The organism is Pseudomonas sp. A25(2017) (assembly GCF_002001065.1).
Lineage (GTDB): Bacteria > Pseudomonadota > Gammaproteobacteria > Pseudomonadales > Pseudomonadaceae > Aquipseudomonas > Aquipseudomonas kilonensis.
Genome location: NZ_MUOA01000042.1, coordinates 35,408 through 53,286, shown reverse-complemented (window position 1 = coordinate 53,286; position 17,879 = coordinate 35,408). Strand labels below are relative to the sequence as shown.

Here is a 17,879-nt window from a genome sequence, read left to right as displayed (position 1 = left end):
GTGCCCCGGCCGGCAAACAGACTTACCAGCAGATGCCTTCGGTCCGGCCACTCGCGGAGGTGGCCTTGGACATGAAGCCGACCAGGTCGATGACCTGCTTGCCTTCCGGTACGTTCTCGGTCAGCGCGCGGAACTTCTCGTCGCGGTTGCCCAGGATGATGATGTCGGAGCTGTCGATCACCGAGTCGAAGTCGGCGTTGAGCAAGGACGAGACGTGAGGAATCTTCGACTCGATGTAGTCCTTGTTCGCACCGTGGACACGGGCGTATTCGACGTTGCTGTCGTAAATCTTCAGGTCGAAGCCCTTGCCGATCAGCATTTCCGCCAGCTCTACCAGCGGGCTTTCACGCAGGTCGTCGGTACCGGCCTTGAAGCTCAGGCCCAGCAGGGCGACTTTGCGTTTGTCGTGGCTGGAAACGATGTCGAAGGCGTTCTGCACCTGGGATTCGTTGCTGCGCATCAGCGAGTTGAGCAGCGGCGCTTCCACGTCCAGGGAGCCGGCACGGTAGGTCAGGGCGCGAACGTCCTTGGGCAGGCAGGAACCGCCGAAGGCAAAGCCTGGGCGCATGTAGTACTGGGACAGGTTCAGAGTCTTGTCCTGGCAGACCACATCCATCACTTCACGGCCATCGACGCCGACGGCCTTGGCGATGTTGCCGATCTCGTTGGCGAAGGTCACCTTGGTGGCATGCCACACGTTGCAGGTGTACTTGATCATCTCGGCGACGGCGATGTCCTTGCGGATGATCGGCGCATCGAGCTCTTCGTACAGCGACTGCAGAACGTCACCGGAGGCGGTGTCGAACTCACCAATAACGGTCATCGGCGGTTGATCGTAGTCTTTGATCGCGGTGCTTTCGCGCAGGAACTCAGGGTTCACTGCGACACCGAAATCGACGCCGGCTTTCTTGCCGGAGCAGTCTTCCAGGATCGGGATGACAACGTTTGCCACGGTGCCCGGCAATACGGTGCTGCGCACTACGATGGTGTGGCGGGTGGTCTTGTCACGCAGGACAAAACCGATCTCGCGGCACACGGCCTCGATGTAGTTCAGTTCCAGGTCGCCGTTCTTTTTGCTCGGTGTACCGACGCAAATCATCGACAAGTCAGTATCGCGAATGGCTTCGGCGAAGTTGGTCGTGCCGCGCAGTCGGCCTGTTTGAATGCCTTGCGCCAACAGCTCACCAAGACCCGGTTCAACGATTGGCGATTTGCCAGCGTTGATCATGTCGATTTTGTCTTTGGCGACATCTACGCCAACTACATCATGGCCCCGTGCAGACAGGCAACCGGCACATACTGCACCGACGTAACCCAAACCAAATATGCTAATGCGCATCGCATTTACCTCTGTTTTCATGCCATTAAATGGCCGGAGTTAATAGTGTTCAGCGGTCATCGAGCACTCGGAAGTGTGGAATGCAGGCGCCACAGTGCCGTGTGCAGGCATACTAAGTTCCGAGTGTCTAAATAAATGCACTCAAGTTGTGCGCAATGTGGCCTAGTTGTTATGACCTGCCCTGTTATGCAGCCAGTCCCTGTAAGTCAAGAACGCTCGTGCAAAAAGTCTCTCACCTCTGATCCCTGGCAAAAGCCCACAAAATCAGAAGCTTGTGTGCTCGGGTGAGCACGTTATAGGGGCGCAGCCTTGGCCTTGTAGGGGATAGCAATGGTGCGTTATCTCCCATCCTTTTAAGGGTGGATCCAATTAGACGACCGTTTCGCTAAGTTGACGTGACAACTTGGTTAATCCGTTCGATGTCCTTTGTAAGTTATCTCGTACACGCTCGCCGAGAATCGTTACGGATGGTATGAGCCATGCAATTTCACATAGTTCCGATCCGCTCATCGCGATTTTCGAAATTTTTCGAAATATTATCGAAGATGGCACTGACCTCAATATGATGGCACTTACCGTTTCGGCCTTTATTAATGGGGAGTTAGCAGGGGTAGATAGTTTTGTGCCACTACCGATGAAAAAAATCGGTGCCACTACGCAAAAAACTGACGAGTGTCGAGTGAAAGAAAAGTTAGCGCAGGAGTGGTGCGATTTATTGGCGCCATGAAACTGGCGAAGTGGGCGAGGAACTAAGATGACAAATAGGCAGATGATCGAAGCCCCCGATCAGGGGGCGGTATAAGGTCATGCTTTATTCGGGGGCGTGATCACGCAGGAAAACCAGTTTGTCCCGGCTCGACTGTTGGGCGTTGAAGCGGTAGCCCTGTACATCGAATTGGCTGAGTGCCGCAGGGTCGTTGATCCGTTCCTGAATCACGAAACGACTCATCAGGCCCCGGGCTTTCTTGGCGTAGAAGCTGATGATTTTGTACTGGCCATTTTTCAGGTCGCGGAATTCGGTATCGATGACGCGCGCTTTCAGTGCGCTGCGCTTGACCGCCGAGAAGTATTCATTGGAAGCCAGGTTCAGCAGCACATCATCGCCCTGGTCGGCGAGGGCTTCGTTCAGCCATTCGCTGATGCGCGTGCCCCAGAAGGCATAAAGGTCCTTGCCCCGGGCATTGGCCAGCTTCGTGCCCATTTCCAGGCGATAGGGTTGCATCAGGTCCAATGGGCGCAGCAGGCCATAGAGGCCAGAGAGCATGCGCAGGTGCTGTTGGGCGTAGTCGAAATCGGCGTCGCCAAAACTTTGCGCATCGAGGCCTGTGTACACGTCGCCCTTGAAGGCCAGCAGCGCCTGCTTGGCGTTGGCCTGGGTAAATGCCGGTGTCCAGCTGCCGAATCGCGCGGCATTGAGGCCGCCGATCTTGTCGGAGACGTGCATCAGCTCGCTGATCTGTGCCGGCGAGAGTTCACGCAACTGTTCGATCAGCTCCTGGGAGTGATCCAGGTACTGCGGTTGGGTAAAGCGCTCGGTGGCCGGCGGTGTTTCGTAATCGAGGGTCTTGGCGGGGGAAATCACCATCAGCATGAAGTCGTCTCCTTTAAGGTGCGGCGATTCTAGGGGGTTGGCCGGGTGGACTCCAGCTATTGGGGTGATAGGTGATCGGTGGTGGTGCTTTTGTGGCGAGGGAGCTGTGGGAGCAAAGTCTGTGGGAGCAAAGCTTGCTCGCGATGAACGATGACGCAATCTTGCAGATGGACCTTGTCGCCTGCATCGCGAGCAAGCTTTGCTCCCACAGGTGTCTGCTCCCCAAGTCCGCTGACCACAAGGGTATTGGGCCAGGATCGGCTATGATGCCGCGCGGGTTTCGTTATGGAGACATCCCTTTTGCGTATCGCCCTTCTGTTATCGGCCTGGCTGTTGAGCCTGGGCGCCATTGCCGCGTCCAACGACGTCGCCACCCTGGATCGCAGCACCTGGCCGGAACAACTCACCAGCCCGACGCTGTTCGACGTCGCCTCGCGGGCCGAGATCCTGATGTTCGCCCGAGCCCTGCTGGACGTCGATGCCATGGACGAAATCGCGCTCAAGCAGTACTTGGGGCTGCGCACGGTCAATATGGTTGCGATCGACGCGCTTCGCGCCCGGCTGTGGCAGCGGTTGCTGGCCAACTACAACGTTGCCCAGCGCAGCTGCGATCAGGACGCTTCCTTCTGTTACCTGGTCGAGGACATGGCGACCCTGCGCGAAGAGGCGCGCAGGTTCCATCTGGATGACAACTCCTACTACATCAAGTGGGCCGCGCCGAGCCAGATCTTTCATACCCAATACCGCGATGAACTGCTGCGTAAAGCTGCGCTTTTTCCGCAAACCAGTAGCGAAATCGCACGTTTCGGCGATTACGAGCGCAACGGCGAGGAGATGAACGACCGGCTGTTCCTGCTGACCTTCGACAGCGCCGCCAACGTTGTGCCGGACAATACCCCGTGGCTGACCGAATACCTGCGCAAGGCGAACATGAACGGCACCTTCTTCGTGCTGGGCAAGGACATCCAGGCGCGGCTGGAAGACGGCTCGGTCAACAACCTGCAGGCGTTGTATTCGCAACAGTGCGTGGGTGTACAGGGCTGGGAGTTTCGTTCCCACAGCCATTGGCAGGACTGGCAAGACTCGGTCCGGCGCAGTGTCGAGCTGGTCAAGGGCAAGCTGCCAGAGAATTACGTGCCGCTGTTCCGTCCGCCCCAAGGCCAGCGTCGTGGCGATGCGCAAGCGTTCTTCCGCCAGCAAGGCTTGCAAGTGGCACTGTGGGACATCGACTCCCAGGACAGCAACAATCGGCTCAAGCCTGAGCAAAGCGCCCAGCGAGTGCTGACCCTGATGCTGCTGTGGCGCCACGGGGTGATCAATTTCAATGCCAAGCAGGATGGGGTGAAAACGGCGATGCCCTGGCTCATGACGCAGACGGCGCAAAGCGGAATCGGTTGGGCAGACTGTCAGGAAGCGTTTCGCTGAAACCTGTAAAGGCCCGGAAACATTGGGGAAGGCGGAAAAACCGGTACACATTCATGACAACCGGACTTCCGACTTTAACGGCGTAATGGCAGTACGCCAAGGGTTATTCGTCACTCTGAAAAATAAACTTCAAAAAAACGTCAAAGTGCTTTTTCCTGTCATGGTTTTTGGAGTATCAAGAAGACAGACCGCCGAAACCTGCAACACAGGTGGCGTCTTCCAAGACCCAGATTGTGTGCAGTTCACCTGAATCCTCGCGGGTGAATTCGGTGGCTACCTCGAGGCGCAGCACTGTCACGGTATTGCGTCGAATGGCCCCCACATAGGTGACCGAGTATGGATGACCACGGACGTAGCCCTTCCTCCAACCAGCCAATCCTCTATGTACTCGATACCAACGTATTGATCCACGATCCAAACGCGCTCCTGAACTTCGAAGAACATCACGTTGCCATCCCGATGACCGTGCTTGAGGAGCTGGACAAGCTCAAGAGCGGACACCACAGCGTTGCGGCCGAATGCCGGCAGGCGATCCGCCTGATCGACAAGACCCTGGGTGATGCCTCCCCGGAAGACGTTGAGCTCGGCGTACCGATCCAGCGCGGCAAAAGTGGTCCCAAGGGCCTGCTTTCGATCCTGATGAGCAAGCGCACCGAACCCAACTTGGTGCTGCCTGAACACCTGAACGACAACATCATCATCAACCAGTTGATCGACCTGCACGCGCGCACCAAGGACCAGGCCGTGGTGCTGGTGACCAAAGACATCAACATGCGCCTCAAGGCCCGCGCCTGCGGGATCGCGGCGGAGGACTACAGCACCGACCAACTGGTCGACGACGTCTCGCTGTTGCCCAACGGCTACCACAACATGACCGGCTCCTTCTGGGACCGTGTGAGCAAGGTCGAGACCCGCCAGGACCACGGCCGCACCTGGCACCAGGTGCAACTGATCGACAACCTGCCGGCGGTGCACATCAACGAGTTCATCATCGACGAACAAGGCTTCGTCGGCTGGATCAAGGAAATCCATGTCGACAAGCTGTTGATTCTCGACCTGCACCAGGAACCTTTGCTGCACCAGGAAGCCTGGGGTCTCAAACCTCGTGACATCTACCAGAGCCTGGCGTTGTTCGCCTTGCTCGACCCGGATATCCACCTGGTCAACCTGTCCGGCGCCGCCGGTTCCGGCAAGACCATCCTGGCCCTGGCCGCTGCCATCGAGCAGACCATGGTCAGCAAACGCTACCGGCGCATCATCGCCACCCGCAGCGTGCAGGGCCTGGACCAGGAAATCGGTTTCCTGCCCGGTACCGAAGCGGAGAAAATGGAGCCATGGCTGGGGGCGATCACCGACAACCTCGAAGCCTTGCACATGGATGACGAAAGCACCCATGGCAGCGTCGACTACATCCTCAGCAAAGTGCCGTTGCAGTTCAAATCCCTCAACTACATTCGCGGACGCAGCTTCCAGCAGAGCCTGATCCTGATCGACGAATGCCAGAACCTGACCCCGCACCAGATGAAAACCATCATCACCCGTGCCGGTGCCGGTTCCAAAGTGGTGTGCCTGGGTAACCTGGCGCAGATCGACACCCCTTACTTGTCCGCGACCAGCTCCGGGCTGACCTACCTGACCGAACGCTTCAAGGACTTCCCAAACGGGGTCCACATCACCCTGCAGGGCGTACCGCGCTCGATCCTGGCCGAATACGCCGAATCCCACCTGTAACCCCAGACAAACCGGGCGACCCTATGGTCGCCCGGTTTTTTATGCCTGACACATAACCCCTGTGGGAGCGGGCTTGCTCGCGAAGGCGGTGTATCAGTTGACATATATGCTGCCTGACACGCCCCCTTCGCGAGCAAGCCCGCTCCCACAGGTAAATGCGGTGTTTTGCAAATTGCAGGTGCGACAATCAAGCCTGCCGGAATCTGACCCACAGGTTTACAATCGACACTCCCGATCAGGAGTATCCCTGTGCTGACTCATCTCGATTCCCAAGGTCGCGCCAACATGGTCGACGTGACCGACAAGGCCGTGACGTTCCGTGAAGCCACGGCCGAGGCCTTTGTGCGCATGCTGCCCGACACGCTGCAGATGATCGTCAGCGGCGGTCACCCCAAGGGCGATGTGTTCGCCGTCGCGCGCATTGCCGGCATCCAGGCGGCCAAGAAAACCAGCGACTTGATTCCGCTCTGCCACCCGCTGCTGCTCACCAGCGTCAAGGTCGAGCTCAATGCCGAAGGCGAGGACCGGGTGCGCATCGTTGCCCGCTGCAAACTGTCGGGGCAGACCGGCGTGGAAATGGAGGCCCTCACCGCCGCCAGCGTCGCCGCGCTGACCATTTACGACATGTGCAAGGCCGTCGACCGTGGCATGACCATCGAAGGCGTGCGGGTGCTGGAAAAACTCGGCGGCAAGAGCGGCCATTTCCAGGCGGATGCGTCATGAAAATCAACGTGAAGTTCTTTGCCCGTTACCGTGAAGCGCTTGGCGTGGATTCGGTAAAGGTGGAAGGTGATTTCGCCACGGTCGACGATGTGCGCGTGCTGCTTGCCGAGCGTGACGGTGCCGAGGTGCTGAAGGAACAAAACCTGATGTGCGCGCGCAACGAAGATCTGTGCCAGCTCGACGAACCGCTGACGGACGGCGACGAAGTGGCGTTTTTCCCCACCGTGACCGGAGGCTGAACCATGGCGATTCGTGTGCAGGTCGAACCGTTCGACGCAGGGGGCGAAGTCAACGCGATGCATGCGGCTAATGTCGGCGTGGGGGCGGTGGTGAGTTTTGTCGGCTACGTGCGTGACTTCAATGATGGCCTCGATGTGTCCGGGATGTTCCTGGAGCATTATCCGGGCATGACCGAAAAAGCCCTGGGCAAGATTGCCAGCGAGGCCGAGCAGCGCTGGCCGTTGCTCAAGCTGGAGGTGCTGCACCGCATCGGTGCCCTGGAGCCGGGCGAGCCGATCGTCTTCGTCGGTGCCGCCAGTGCCCATCGCCAGGCGGCGTTCGACGCCTGCGCCTTTGTCATGGACTACCTCAAGACCCGAGCGCCGTTCTGGAAGAAGGAAAACACCGTCGACGGCCCGCGCTGGGTCGAAGGGCGGGACAGTGATCATGCGGCGGCGGATCGCTGGAAGCAGTAAGCAGCAAGCAAACTGTTGTTTTTTCGCAGTCCATAAGTCCGTCTTCGCGAGCAAGCCCGCTCCCACAGGGAATTTGTGTTGTACACAGCATGTGTGTTCGGCACAGATCCTTGTGGGAGCGGGCTTGCTCGCGAAGGGGCCAGCAGCCTCCCATCACATTCCCCTGTTTCTCCAATTGACGATGTGTACATTAAAGTCCAGTATGGATTTATAAGTACATATAAAGTCATTGCCCCACCTTTCTCTGCCAAACCAACAACAACCCGCGAGAGATCGATCATGAAGAAACTTCCCCTCATCACCGGCCTGGCCTTGAGCCTGTTGGCCTCCAGCAGTCTGTTCGCCGCTGAGAAAACCTTGCGCATCGGCATCGAGGCGGCTTATCCGCCGTTTGCTTCCAAGACCTCGGAAGGGAAGATCGAGGGGTTCGACTACGACATCGGCAATGCCCTGTGCGCGCAGATGCAGGTCAAGTGCGAGTGGATCGAAGGCGAGTTCGACGGGCTGATTCCGTCGCTCAAGGTGAAGAAGATCGATCTGGCGCTGTCGTCCATGACCATCACCGAAGAGCGCAAGAAGTCGGTGGATTTCACCCACAAGTACTACTTCACCTCATCGCGCCTGGTCATGAAGGAAGGGGCGGTGGTCGATGACCAGTACGCCAGCCTCAAGGGCAAGACCGTTGGTGTGCAACGGGCCACCACCACGGACCGCTTCGCCACTGAAGTCTTCGAACCCAAGGGCGTGACGGTCAAGCGCTACAGCAACAACGAAGAAATCTACATGGACCTGGCGTCAGGTCGCCTCGACGCGATTTTCGCCGACACCATCCCGCTGGAAGACTTCCTGTCGATGCCTCGTGGCAAGGGCTACGCGTTTGTCGGCCCCGAGCTCAAGGACCCCAAATACGTCGGCGAAGGCGCCGGTATCGCGGTGCGCAAAGGCAATACCCAACTGGTGGCGGACTTGAACAAGGCCATCGATGGGATTCGGGCCAATGGGGAGTATCAGAAGATCCAGGGCAAGTATTTCAAGTCGGACATCTACGGCGACTGAAACATCGCCTTCGCGAGCAAGCCCGCTCCCACATTGGATCTTCGTCGGACATAAATCTTGTGTTCAGCGCAAATCCCTTGTGGGAGCGGGCTTGCTCGCGAAGGCGTCAGGCCAGGCAACAAGAATCTTAGCCCTTCAACTCCTTCAAATGCTTGTACACCGTCGCCCGCCCCATGTTCAGCACATTGGCCACATAGTTGGACGCGCTTTTGCCCTTGAATGCGCCTTCGGCATGCAGCGCCAGCACCAGCTCGCGTTTGTGGTCGCGGGTCAGCAGGTTCAGGCTCAGCTGACGCTCGCGCATCCAGGCATGCAGGAAGGTGTTGATTCGCTCCTGCCAGTCATCGCGAAACAGTGAATCCGGCTGAGGAATCAACTTGCCGGGTGACAGGAACAGATCCAGTGCGGCCTTGGCATTCTCGAACAGCGAAATATTCAGGTTGATGCACAGCACCGCCAGCGGATGCCCGTTGGCGTCGCGCAGTACGCTGCTGAGGCTGCGAATCTTCTGTCCGTCCCAGTTCAATTTTTCGTAGGGCCCGATGTTACGTTCGCTGACGTCCTCGCTGAGCATGTCCTCCAGGGACGAGTCATCGCCAATCTCGCGCTTGGACAGGTTATTGGCGATGTAATCGACTTTCTGGGTGCGCAGGTCGTGCAGTACCACTTCGGCGTGAGGGTAGAACAGCGTGGCGATGGCATCGGCGATGGTGCGGAAGTTTTCCAGCACCGGATCGGGTGGCGAGGCAGTCATGACAGGGCTCCAGGCAGCGTCAGCGCCCCGTGAAACAGGGGCGCGGGGGAGTGTGCCGCAATCGCGGCGATGCGTCACCTCAAGGTGGCTCAGCCCAGGCGCTCGGGTGACAGCATGGCGATGCTCAGGCCGAAACGGGCCAGGGCCTCGGGCAGCGGTTGACCACGCACCAGTGCCGCGCTGGCCTGGCCCATGGCCGGCGAGGTCTGGATGCCGTAGCCGCCCTGGGCCGCGACCCAGAACAGTCCGGGCAGCTGTGGATCGAAGCCGGACAGCAAATCACCGTCGGGCACGAAACTGCGCAAGCCGGCCCAGGTGCGGGTCGGGCGGCGGATGGTCAGGGTGGTGGCTTCTTCGATCTGGTAGATGCCCATGGCAATGTCGAGTTCTTCGGGCTGCACGTCGTGAGGTTCCACCGGGTCGGCGTTGGCCGGCGAGCCGAGGAACATGCCAGCGTCGGGCTTCATATAGAAGGATTCGTCCAGGCTCACCAGCATCGGCCAGTCATGGATATCCACGCCCTCGGGCCCGGCAAAAATGAACGCTGCGCGCCGCTTGGGCTGCAACCCCAACTTTCGAGCGCCGGCCATTTCGGCAATGTGATCGGCCCATGCGCCGGCTGCGTTGATCAGAACCGGTGCGGTGAACGTCTGGTTGGCGGTTTTCACCTGCCACAGTCCCTGATCATCGCGGCTCAATTGCTGCACTTCGCTGTCGGTGTGCACTTCACCGCCACTGCGACGAATACCGCGCAGGTAGCCTTGGTGCAGTGCATCGGTGTCAATGTCGCAGGCCGTGGGGTCGTAGATCGCCCCGTGGACCTTGTCCCGTCGCAGGATCGGCAGCCGCACACAGGCCTCGTCGGCGCTGAGCAGTTGCATCTGCGGCACGGTGGCCTTGGCGCTGAGGTACTGGTTGTTCAACTCGGCCGGGTCACCGGTGAAGTCCACGGTCATTTCGCCCCGTGGGGTCAGCAAGGGGTGTTCGCAGAAACCGGCCGGCGGGGCGTCGAAAAAATCCCGGCTGGCCTGGGTCAGCGCCCGCACCTGTGGGGTGCCGTAGGCGGCGGTATACAGCGCCGCCGAGCGTCCGGTGGAGTGGTAGGCCGGATGGGATTCGCGTTCGAGCACAATCACCCGGCCGTGGGGCGCCAGCCAGTAACCGGTGGAAGCACCGGCGATGCCGCCGCCGATGATGATGAAGTCTGCTGAGGTCATGAAGCTCTCCTGTCGAGCACATTGCCGGGCGTTTCCGAGAACCTGTGGGAGCGAGCCTGCTCGCGATAGCGGTGTGTCAGCCACATATTTTTATCTGATACACCGCTATCGCGAGCAGGCTCGCTCCCACAAGGGGAAATGGGTGTGTCAGTTATGCAACCGGTAAAGCGCATTCGCCAGTGCAACGTCTTCCAGCCCCAGGCCAATGGAACGGAAGAACACATGGCGTCCATAGCTTGGGCGCGCCACCCGTTCGCTGAGCAGGTCGGGTAAATCGCCGACAATGCGCGACGCGTCCCAGCCATGCAGTTCGCCGGCAATCAGCATCTCACCGGCCGAGCCCGGGGTGGTCTGACGATAGTCGCAGAACACGTCCATGTCGTTGAGGCTTTGAGGGGGGACTTCATGGGCACGTGGGGCGTTGGTGCTGATGGAGGTGATCAGCGCTGGTTTGCCCAGGGTCTGCGGATCGAGCACCGCTTTGGCGGACGAGGTGCAGAGCATCACCACGTCGGCATCATGCAGCGCGGCTTCAAGGGAGTCGGCGATGTGTAGGCGTGGGTCCAGGCCGGTGATGGAGGCAAGTGCTTGCGCCGACTTGGTCTTCAGACCTGGCGAATAGAGGCTGATACCTTGCCAGTCCCGCAGGCCCTTGACGTACTGCACGTGCGCCCGCGCCACCGCACCGCTGCCGATGACCGCCAGGCGCCGGGCGTTGTGCGGGGCGAGGGCATCGACGGCAACAGCCGTGGTGGCAGCGGTGCGGGCGGTGGTCAACTCGGCGGCATCGCACAACAGCAGCGGCTGGCCGGTCTGCATCGACATCAGCAAGGTCCAGGCGGTCACCAGCGGGCCTTGCTCGCGCACGATGTAGGGCGAGGTCTTGACCCCGTAGACCTGGTCTTCAGCCAGCACACCCAGGTAGTTGATGAAGTCCCCGGCGCCCTGGGGAAACACCACCAGTTGCTGGGGCGGCTGCACCGCTTGCCCGGCGGCGAGGTCGCGGAACAGCTTGCGCAGGATGTGCGGTACGTCGATTTGCCCGAGCAGTTCTCGGGCCTGGGCTTGGGTCATCACATAGGGCGTGCTGGACATGGGGGGCTCCGGGAAGCTGCTTGTAAACTAATTTGTCCATTATGGACTTTTAGTTTAATCGAGCAATATCCAAGGCAAAAAAAAGCGCAGCCTGTTTTGGCTGCGCTGATCGTTCCCACGCTCTGCGTGGGAATGCCTCGATGGACGCTCTGCGTCCGTCTCGATGCTAAGGGCGCTTGCGCTCGACCGGTCGCAACAAGTGGGTCGGGGGCATTTCGCAACTGATCTTGCGGCCCAGCAACGTTTCGATCGACGGCAACTGGTAGGAATCATCTTCGCCAGCGAAGCTGATCGAAACCCCGGCGGCCCCGGCGCGACCGGTACGGCCGATGCGGTGCACGTAGTCGTCCGGCACTTCCGGCAGGGTGAAGTTGATCACGTGGCTGATGCCGTCGATGTGGATGCCGCGACCGGCCACGTCAGTGGCGACCAATACGCGGATCTTGCCTTCGCGGAAGCCTTCGAGGGTCTTGATGCGCTTGTGCTGGGGCACGTCGCCCGAGAGCTGGGCCGCGTTGACGCCATCGCGCACCAGGCGTTCTTCGATACGCCGCACTTCATCCTTGCGGTTGGCGAACACCATCACCCGTTCCCAACCGTTGTCGTTGACCAGGTTGTAGAGCAGCTTGTACTTGTCGGCACCGGCCACGGCATAGATGTGCTGCTCGACGTTTTCGCTGGCGACGTTTAGCGCCTCGATCTCGACGATGGACGGATCGGTGGTCCATTGCTTGGCCAGGTTCATCACGTCTTCGGTGAAGGTGGCGGAGAACAGCAGGGTCTGGCGTTCGCTTTTCGGTGGGGTCTGGCGAATGATCTGGCGCACTTGCGGGATGAAGCCCATGTCGAGCATGCGGTCGGCTTCGTCCAGCACCATCACTTCGACCATGTCCAGGTGCACGTCGCCGCGCTGGTTGAAGTCCAGCAGGCGGCCCGGGGTGGCGACCAGGATGTCGCAGTGGCGGGCTTCGAGGTGCTTGAGCTGTTTGTCGAAGTCCATGCCGCCCACGAACGTCATGACGTTCAGGCCGGTGTACTTGGTCAGGTCGGCGGCATCCTTGGCGATCTGCACCACCAGCTCGCGGGTCGGCGCGATGATCAGCGCCCGTGGCTCGCCCATGTAGCGTTCCTTGGGCGGCGGGGTCTGGAGCAACTGGGTGATGATGGAGATCAGAAACGCGGCGGTCTTGCCGGTGCCGGTCTGGGCGCGACCGATGGCGTCTTTGCCTGCGAGGGTGAAGCCCAGCACCTGCGCCTGGATCGGCGTGCAATACGGGAACCCCAGGTCCTGGATGGCATGCATCAGTTCCGGGGCGAGCTTGAAGTCGTGGAAGCGGGTCTTGCCTTCCTGGGGTTCTACGACGAAGTCCTCGAGCTTCCAGGCGACGACCGGCGGTTTCGGTGCGCGCTCGCGGCGTGGCTTGGGGGCTTCGTTGCGTGGTTTCTCGGGCGCGGGGGCCGTAACAGGCTGGGCGACGGGTTCTTTTGTTGCCTGTGCAACAGGGGCCGCCCGGCGCGGTTGTTGCGCATCGGTATGGCTCGGGCCGTGGGTCGGCGCTGTGGAGCCAGGCGCGAGTTGCTCGGCCTCGCTTTTACCGAACATCTTCTTGAGTGCTTTGAGCACGGTCATCTCATCGATTGGTTAAGGAATGTACGCCGGCCAGTGTAATGCAAGAAACGGGCGCGGCGTAGTGTGATCGTCAAAGGACCGGCGTGGCGATCGGCCTCTTAGCGTAACCGCTCGGCCAGCCAGGTGCCGATGTCGCGAATCTCCTCGGGTAACACTTCGTGGCCCATTGGGTATTCTTGCCATGTCACGGTGACACCATGCTGCTTTAAATACTCTTTCGCGGTCCGGCCCATGGGGTTGAGTACCACTTCGTCGTATTGCCCGTGCAGCGCCAGCACCGGAATGCGTTGCTGGCTGGCTGACAATTGCAGCTCATCGCTGAAAGTCGGTGCATAAGTAGACAGCGCGATCACGCCGCCCAGCGGGCCCTGCCATTTCACGAATGCCGTGTGATAGACCACCGCGCCGCCTTGGGAGAAGCCCGCCAGGAAAATCCGCGAGGCGTCTATTCCGCTGGCTCGCTGGGTTTCGATCAGGTCGATGACCCGTTGTGCCGAGGCTTCGAGTTGCTGTTCGTCAATGGCTCGCGCCGGGCTCAAGGCACGGATGTCGTACCAACTGGGCATGGCGTAGCCGCCGTTGATCGTTACCGGCTGGGTCGGTGCCTGGGGTAGAACGAAACGTGTGGTGAGCAGGCTTTGCTGCAACATTTCGGCGACCGGCAGGAAATCAAAACGATCGGCGCCCAGGCCGTGGAGCCAGATAACGCACGCGTCGGCAGTGCTGCTGGGCTCGAGAATCAGGGGGTCGGTCATGGCTGTGCTCCAAATCTGTGCGGGTGCGCTCAATCAGTGCGTGATTACAGTGCGTTCCCGGTGTCTCAGTTAATTAGATGTCGCAAAGTTGAAAGTTTTTGTCTTGACGAGTTTTACATGGCCTAAGCGCAGCGGTCTGGTACGGGCTTTGCTATGGGTGTACCTGAGTGATGATTCTTACGCTGTGCGGTAACACTATCAGTTCGCCGCGCCGCATGGGATATCAGAAATCCGGTGATGAATGTTCGCCAACAGCCGTTACGGGCATCGCGAACGTGAAGGGCTACAGCCCGTTCGGCCGATTGGTGAGAGATGGGCATGACCACTGTTTACGGACATCCTCATTATTAGACTCATAGCGAAGGTCCAGACGTCGGTTGACCCTAAAAAAAGCCAACAAGGGTCGACAATGCCCCAAAAGGGTGCGATAGGACTCGAGCTCCGACACAACAAGAGCAAAACTGGAGGTTTGAATGAAGTTACTGAAATCCACCCTGGCAGTCGTGACTGCAGCTGCAGTACTCGGTGTCAGCGGGTTCGCTCAGGCGGGTGCAACCCTGGATGCCGTGCAGAAGAAAGGTTTTGTGCAATGTGGTGTGAGTGATGGCCTGCCGGGTTTCTCGGTGCCTGATTCGACCGGCAAGATCGTCGGCATCGACGCTGACTTCTGCCGTGCCGTTGCCGCTGCGGTATTCGGCGATGCGACCAAGGTCAAGTTCAGCCAGTTGAACGCCAAGGAGCGCTTCACCGCGCTGCAGTCGGGCGAAATCGACATGCTGTCGCGCAACTCCACCATGACCAGCTCCCGTGATGCGGGCATGGGCCTGAAGTTCCCTGGCTTCATCACCTACTATGACGGCATCGGTTTCCTGGCTAACAGCAAATTGGGCGTCAAGAGCGCCAAGGAACTGGACGGTGCGACTATCTGCATCCAGGCCGGTACCACTACCGAGCTGAACGTGTCCGACTACTTCCGCGCCAATGGCCTGAAGTACACCCCGATCACTTTCGACACCTCCGATGAAAGCGCCAAGTCGCTGGAATCCGGCCGTTGCGACGTGCTGACCTCCGACAAGTCCCAACTGTTCGCCCAGCGCAGCAAGCTGGCGTCGCCGAAGGACTATGTGGTTCTGCCGGAAACCATCTCCAAGGAGCCACTGGGCCCGGTCGTGCGTAATGGCGACGACGAGTGGCTGGCCGTTGTGCGTTGGACTGGCTACGCCATGCTCAATGCTGAAGAAGCCGGCATCACTTCGAAAAACGTCGAGGCTGAAGCCAAGGCTACCAAGAACCCAGACGTTGCTCGTATGCTCGGTGCTGACGGCGAGTACGGCAAGGACTTGAAGCTGCCGAAGGACTGGGTCGTGCAGATCGTCAAGCAAGTCGGCAACTACGGCGAAATGTTCGAGCGCAACCTCGGCAAGGACACCCCGCTGCAGATCGATCGCGGTCTGAACGCGCTGTGGAACGCAGGCGGCATCCAATACGCACCACCAGTGCGCTGATGGTTCTATCACCCGGTGGGCCAACCACCGGGTGATGTTCTGTTCCATTCTTTGCGGGGCACTTCATGCAAAATTCAATCGGCGCACCTAAGCAGAGGCTCAGCCTCAGCGATCCACGAGTGCGTGCGTGGGTATTTCAGATCGTCACCATCGTGGCGGTTATTTCGCTGGGCTGGTTTCTGTTCGATAACACGCAGACCAACCTGGAACACCGGGGCATCACTTCCGGTTTCGGCTTTCTGGAGCGCAGCGCCGGGTTCGGCATCGCCCAACACCTGATCGACTACACCGAAGCGGACAGCTATGCCCGCGTCTTTGTCATCGGTTTGCTCAATACCCTCCTGGTGACCTTCATTGGCGTGATTCTGGCGACCATCCTGGGGTTCATCATCGGCGTCGCACGCTTGTCGAAGAACTGGATCATCTCCAAGCTGGCGACCGTCTATGTGGAGGTTTTCCGTAACATTCCACCGCTGTTGCAAATCCTGTTCTGGTACTTCGCCGTATTCCTGACGATGCCGGGACCACGGGCTGCCCACAATTTCGGTGACACCTTCTTCGTCAGCAGTCGCGGCCTCAACATACCGGCGGCGCTGGTAGCGGAAGGGTTCTGGCCGTTCGTAACCAGTGTCGTGCTGGCGATCGTCGCCATCGTGCTGATGACCCGCTGGGCCAACAAGCGTTTCGAAGCGACCGGTGAGCCGTTCCACAAATTCTGGGTGGGCCTGGCGCTGTTCCTGGTGATCCCGGCACTGTGCGCCGCGATCTTCGGTGCGCCTGTGCATTGGGAAATGCCGGAACTCAAGGGTTTCAACTTCGTCGGTGGCTGGGTATTGATCCCGGAGCTGCTGGCCTTGACCCTGGCCTTGACCGTGTACACCGCGGCGTTCATCGCCGAGATCGTGCGCTCGGGCATCAAGTCCGTGAGCCATGGCCAGACCGAGGCGGCCCACTCGCTGGGCCTGCGCAACGGTCCGACCCTGCGCAAGGTGATCATCCCGCAAGCCTTGCGCGTGATCATCCCGCCGTTGACCAGCCAATACCTGAACCTGGCGAAAAACTCGTCCCTGGCCGCCGGTATCGGTTACCCGGAAATGGTTTCGCTGTTTGCTGGCACGGTGTTGAACCAGACCGGTCAGGCCATCGAGGTGATCGCGATCACCATGAGTGTGTACCTGGCGATCAGTATCAGCATTTCCTTGCTGATGAACTGGTACAACAAGCGCATTGCGCTGATCGAGCGGTGAGGAAAAGCGCATGACATCCCATACTTTCAAACCTGATATGCCGCCACCGAGCAAAGTGTTCGGGCCGGTGGCATGGATGCGCGCGAACATGTTCTCCAGCTGGCTCAACACCTTGCTGACATTGTTCGCGTTCTACCTGATCTACCTGATAGTTCCACCGATCATCGGTTGGGCGATCCTCGATGCCAACTGGGTCGGCACCACCCAGGCCGACTGCACCAAGGAGGGCGCCTGCTGGGTGTTCATCCAACAGCGTTTCGGCCAGTTCATGTACGGCTATTACCCGACGGGCCTGCGCTGGCGCGTAGACCTGACCGTGTGGGCGGCAGTGCTTGGTGTGGCGCCGCTGTTCATCTCGCGCTTCCCGCGCAAGGCGATCTACGGCCTCAGCTTCCTGGTGCTTTACCCGATCATTGCCTGGTGCCTGCTGCACGGTGGCGTTTTCGGTCTGGATACCGTAGCGACCAGCCAGTGGGGCGGCCTGATGCTGACGTTGGTGATTGCCACCGTCGGTATCGTCGGCGCATTGCCGCTGGGTATCGTCCTGGCCCTGGGCCGGCGCTCGAACATGCCGGCGATCCGTGTAGTCTGCGTGACCTTCATCGAGTTCTGGCGCGGTGTGCCGTTGATCACGGTGCTGTTCATGTCGTCGGTGATGCTGCCGCTGTTCTTGCCCGAGGGCATGAACTTCGACAAGCTGCTGCGCGCACTGATCGGGGTGATCCTGTTCCAGTCGGCCTACGTGGCCGAAGTGGTGCGCGGCGGCCTGCAAGCCATTCCCAAGGGCCAGTATGAAGCGGCCGCGGCGATGGGCCTGGGTTACTGGCGCAGCATGGGCCTGGTGATTCTGCCGCAAGCCCTGAAGCTGGTGATCCCGGGTATCGTCAACACCTTCATTGCGTTGTTCAAGGACACGAGCCTGGTGATCATCATCGGCCTGTTCGATCTGCTCAACAGCGTGAAACAAGCTGCCGCCGACCCGAAATGGCTGGGCATGGCCACTGAAGGCTATGTGTTCGCCGCCCTGGTGTTCTGGATTTTCTGTTTTGGTATGTCCCGCTATTCCATGCATTTGGAACGCAAGCTGGACACTGGCCACAAGCGTTAGGAGCGTAG

17 protein-coding genes and 1 pseudogene are annotated in these 17,879 nt (G+C 59.6%); 11 read left to right on the top strand and 7 right to left on the bottom strand.

Annotated elements, in window-relative coordinates:
• Window positions 1-22 precede the first annotated feature (22 nt).
• Window positions 23-1,339, bottom strand: coding sequence for a nucleotide sugar dehydrogenase (locus tag B0E42_RS04095; protein ID WP_018606151.1), 1,317 nt, complete (start codon window positions 1,337-1,339; stop codon window positions 23-25).
• A 472-nt stretch (window positions 1,340-1,811) separates the two neighbouring features.
• On the opposite strand from B0E42_RS04095, the gene B0E42_RS04090 reads away from it, so the two are divergent.
• Window positions 1,812-2,066: a hypothetical protein gene (locus B0E42_RS04090; protein ID WP_077505782.1), complete on the top strand. Its 255-nt coding sequence runs from the start codon at window positions 1,812-1,814 to the stop codon at window positions 2,064-2,066.
• A gap of 84 nt (window positions 2,067-2,150) precedes the next feature.
• Here B0E42_RS04090 and yaaA read toward each other — a convergent pair whose 3' ends face one another.
• The gene (gene yaaA, locus B0E42_RS04085; protein ID WP_018606154.1) at window positions 2,151-2,930 is read right to left on the bottom strand and encodes a peroxide stress protein YaaA; all 780 of its coding nucleotides are present in this window, start codon (window positions 2,928-2,930) and stop codon (window positions 2,151-2,153) included.
• A gap of 300 nt (window positions 2,931-3,230) precedes the next feature.
• Here yaaA and B0E42_RS04080 point away from each other — a divergent pair, with 300 nt between their 5' ends.
• From B0E42_RS04080 to B0E42_RS04055, 7 genes and pseudogenes are all read left to right on the top strand, one after another.
• The gene (locus B0E42_RS04080) at window positions 3,231-4,355 is read left to right on the top strand and encodes a polysaccharide deacetylase family protein (RefSeq protein ID WP_077505780.1); all 1,125 of its coding nucleotides are present in this window, start codon (window positions 3,231-3,233) and stop codon (window positions 4,353-4,355) included.
• Window positions 4,356-4,691: 336 nt separating this feature from the next.
• Window positions 4,692-6,086, top strand: coding sequence for a PhoH family protein (locus tag B0E42_RS04075; RefSeq protein WP_053181685.1), 1,395 nt, complete (start codon window positions 4,692-4,694; stop codon window positions 6,084-6,086).
• Window positions 6,087-6,138: 52 nt separating this feature from the next.
• Window positions 6,139-6,243 (top strand): annotated as a pseudogene (locus tag B0E42_RS31675) (metal ABC transporter ATP-binding protein); the annotation flags it as partial.
• Between the two features lie 92 nt (window positions 6,244-6,335).
• Entirely contained in the window at window positions 6,336-6,809 is a 474-nt protein-coding gene (gene moaC, locus B0E42_RS04070) for a cyclic pyranopterin monophosphate synthase MoaC (protein ID WP_003205311.1), read from the top strand.
• A complete protein-coding gene (locus B0E42_RS04065) occupies window positions 6,806-7,048 on the top strand; it encodes a MoaD family protein (RefSeq protein WP_018606164.1) in 243 nt (80 codons plus the stop codon). The genes moaC and B0E42_RS04065 overlap by 4 nt, the downstream gene beginning before the upstream one ends.
• A gap of 3 nt (window positions 7,049-7,051) precedes the next feature.
• Window positions 7,052-7,504: a molybdopterin synthase catalytic subunit MoaE gene (moaE, locus tag B0E42_RS04060; RefSeq protein ID WP_077505778.1), complete on the top strand. Its 453-nt coding sequence runs from the start codon at window positions 7,052-7,054 to the stop codon at window positions 7,502-7,504.
• A 279-nt stretch (window positions 7,505-7,783) separates the two neighbouring features.
• Window positions 7,784-8,560: an ABC transporter substrate-binding protein gene (locus B0E42_RS04055; protein WP_018606168.1), complete on the top strand. Its 777-nt coding sequence runs from the start codon at window positions 7,784-7,786 to the stop codon at window positions 8,558-8,560.
• Window positions 8,561-8,687: 127 nt separating this feature from the next.
• Here the strand turns inward: B0E42_RS04055 and B0E42_RS04050 are convergent, their stop codons facing one another.
• The 5 genes from B0E42_RS04050 to B0E42_RS04030 all read right to left on the bottom strand — a co-directional run bounded on the left by B0E42_RS04050 (window position 8,688) and on the right by B0E42_RS04030 (window position 14,011).
• Window positions 8,688-9,314, bottom strand: coding sequence for a transcriptional regulator (locus B0E42_RS04050; RefSeq protein WP_024617613.1), 627 nt, complete (start codon window positions 9,312-9,314; stop codon window positions 8,688-8,690).
• 89 nt (window positions 9,315-9,403) lie between these two features.
• Window positions 9,404-10,531 carry an FAD-binding oxidoreductase gene (locus B0E42_RS04045; RefSeq protein WP_077505776.1) on the bottom strand — a complete coding sequence of 376 codons (1,128 nt, stop codon included), beginning with the start codon at window positions 10,529-10,531 and terminating at the stop codon, window positions 9,404-9,406.
• A 147-nt stretch (window positions 10,532-10,678) separates the two neighbouring features.
• Window positions 10,679-11,626: an ornithine cyclodeaminase family protein gene (locus B0E42_RS04040; protein WP_077505774.1), complete on the bottom strand. Its 948-nt coding sequence runs from the start codon at window positions 11,624-11,626 to the stop codon at window positions 10,679-10,681.
• A 166-nt stretch (window positions 11,627-11,792) separates the two neighbouring features.
• Window positions 11,793-13,256, bottom strand: a complete 1,464-nt coding sequence (rhlB, locus tag B0E42_RS04035; RefSeq protein ID WP_018606176.1) for an ATP-dependent RNA helicase RhlB — start codon at window positions 13,254-13,256, stop codon at window positions 11,793-11,795.
• A 98-nt stretch (window positions 13,257-13,354) separates the two neighbouring features.
• Complete coding sequence (locus tag B0E42_RS04030; protein ID WP_053181668.1) at window positions 13,355-14,011, bottom strand: alpha/beta hydrolase; 657 nt, start codon at window positions 14,009-14,011, stop codon at window positions 13,355-13,357.
• Between the two features lie 473 nt (window positions 14,012-14,484).
• Between B0E42_RS04030 and B0E42_RS04025 the strand changes: the two genes are divergently transcribed.
• The 3 genes from B0E42_RS04025 (at window position 14,485) to B0E42_RS04015 (ending at window position 17,871) form a co-directional block, all read left to right on the top strand.
• A complete protein-coding gene (locus tag B0E42_RS04025; RefSeq protein ID WP_018606179.1) occupies window positions 14,485-15,516 on the top strand; it encodes an amino acid ABC transporter substrate-binding protein in 1,032 nt (343 codons plus the stop codon).
• Window positions 15,517-15,581: 65 nt separating this feature from the next.
• On the top strand, window positions 15,582-16,763 hold the full coding sequence (locus B0E42_RS04020; RefSeq protein ID WP_077505772.1) for an amino acid ABC transporter permease: 1,182 nt from the start codon (window positions 15,582-15,584) through the stop codon (window positions 16,761-16,763).
• Between the two features lie 10 nt (window positions 16,764-16,773).
• Complete coding sequence (locus tag B0E42_RS04015) at window positions 16,774-17,871, top strand: amino acid ABC transporter permease (protein WP_018606184.1); 1,098 nt, start codon at window positions 16,774-16,776, stop codon at window positions 17,869-17,871.
• Window positions 17,872-17,879 lie beyond the last annotated feature (8 nt).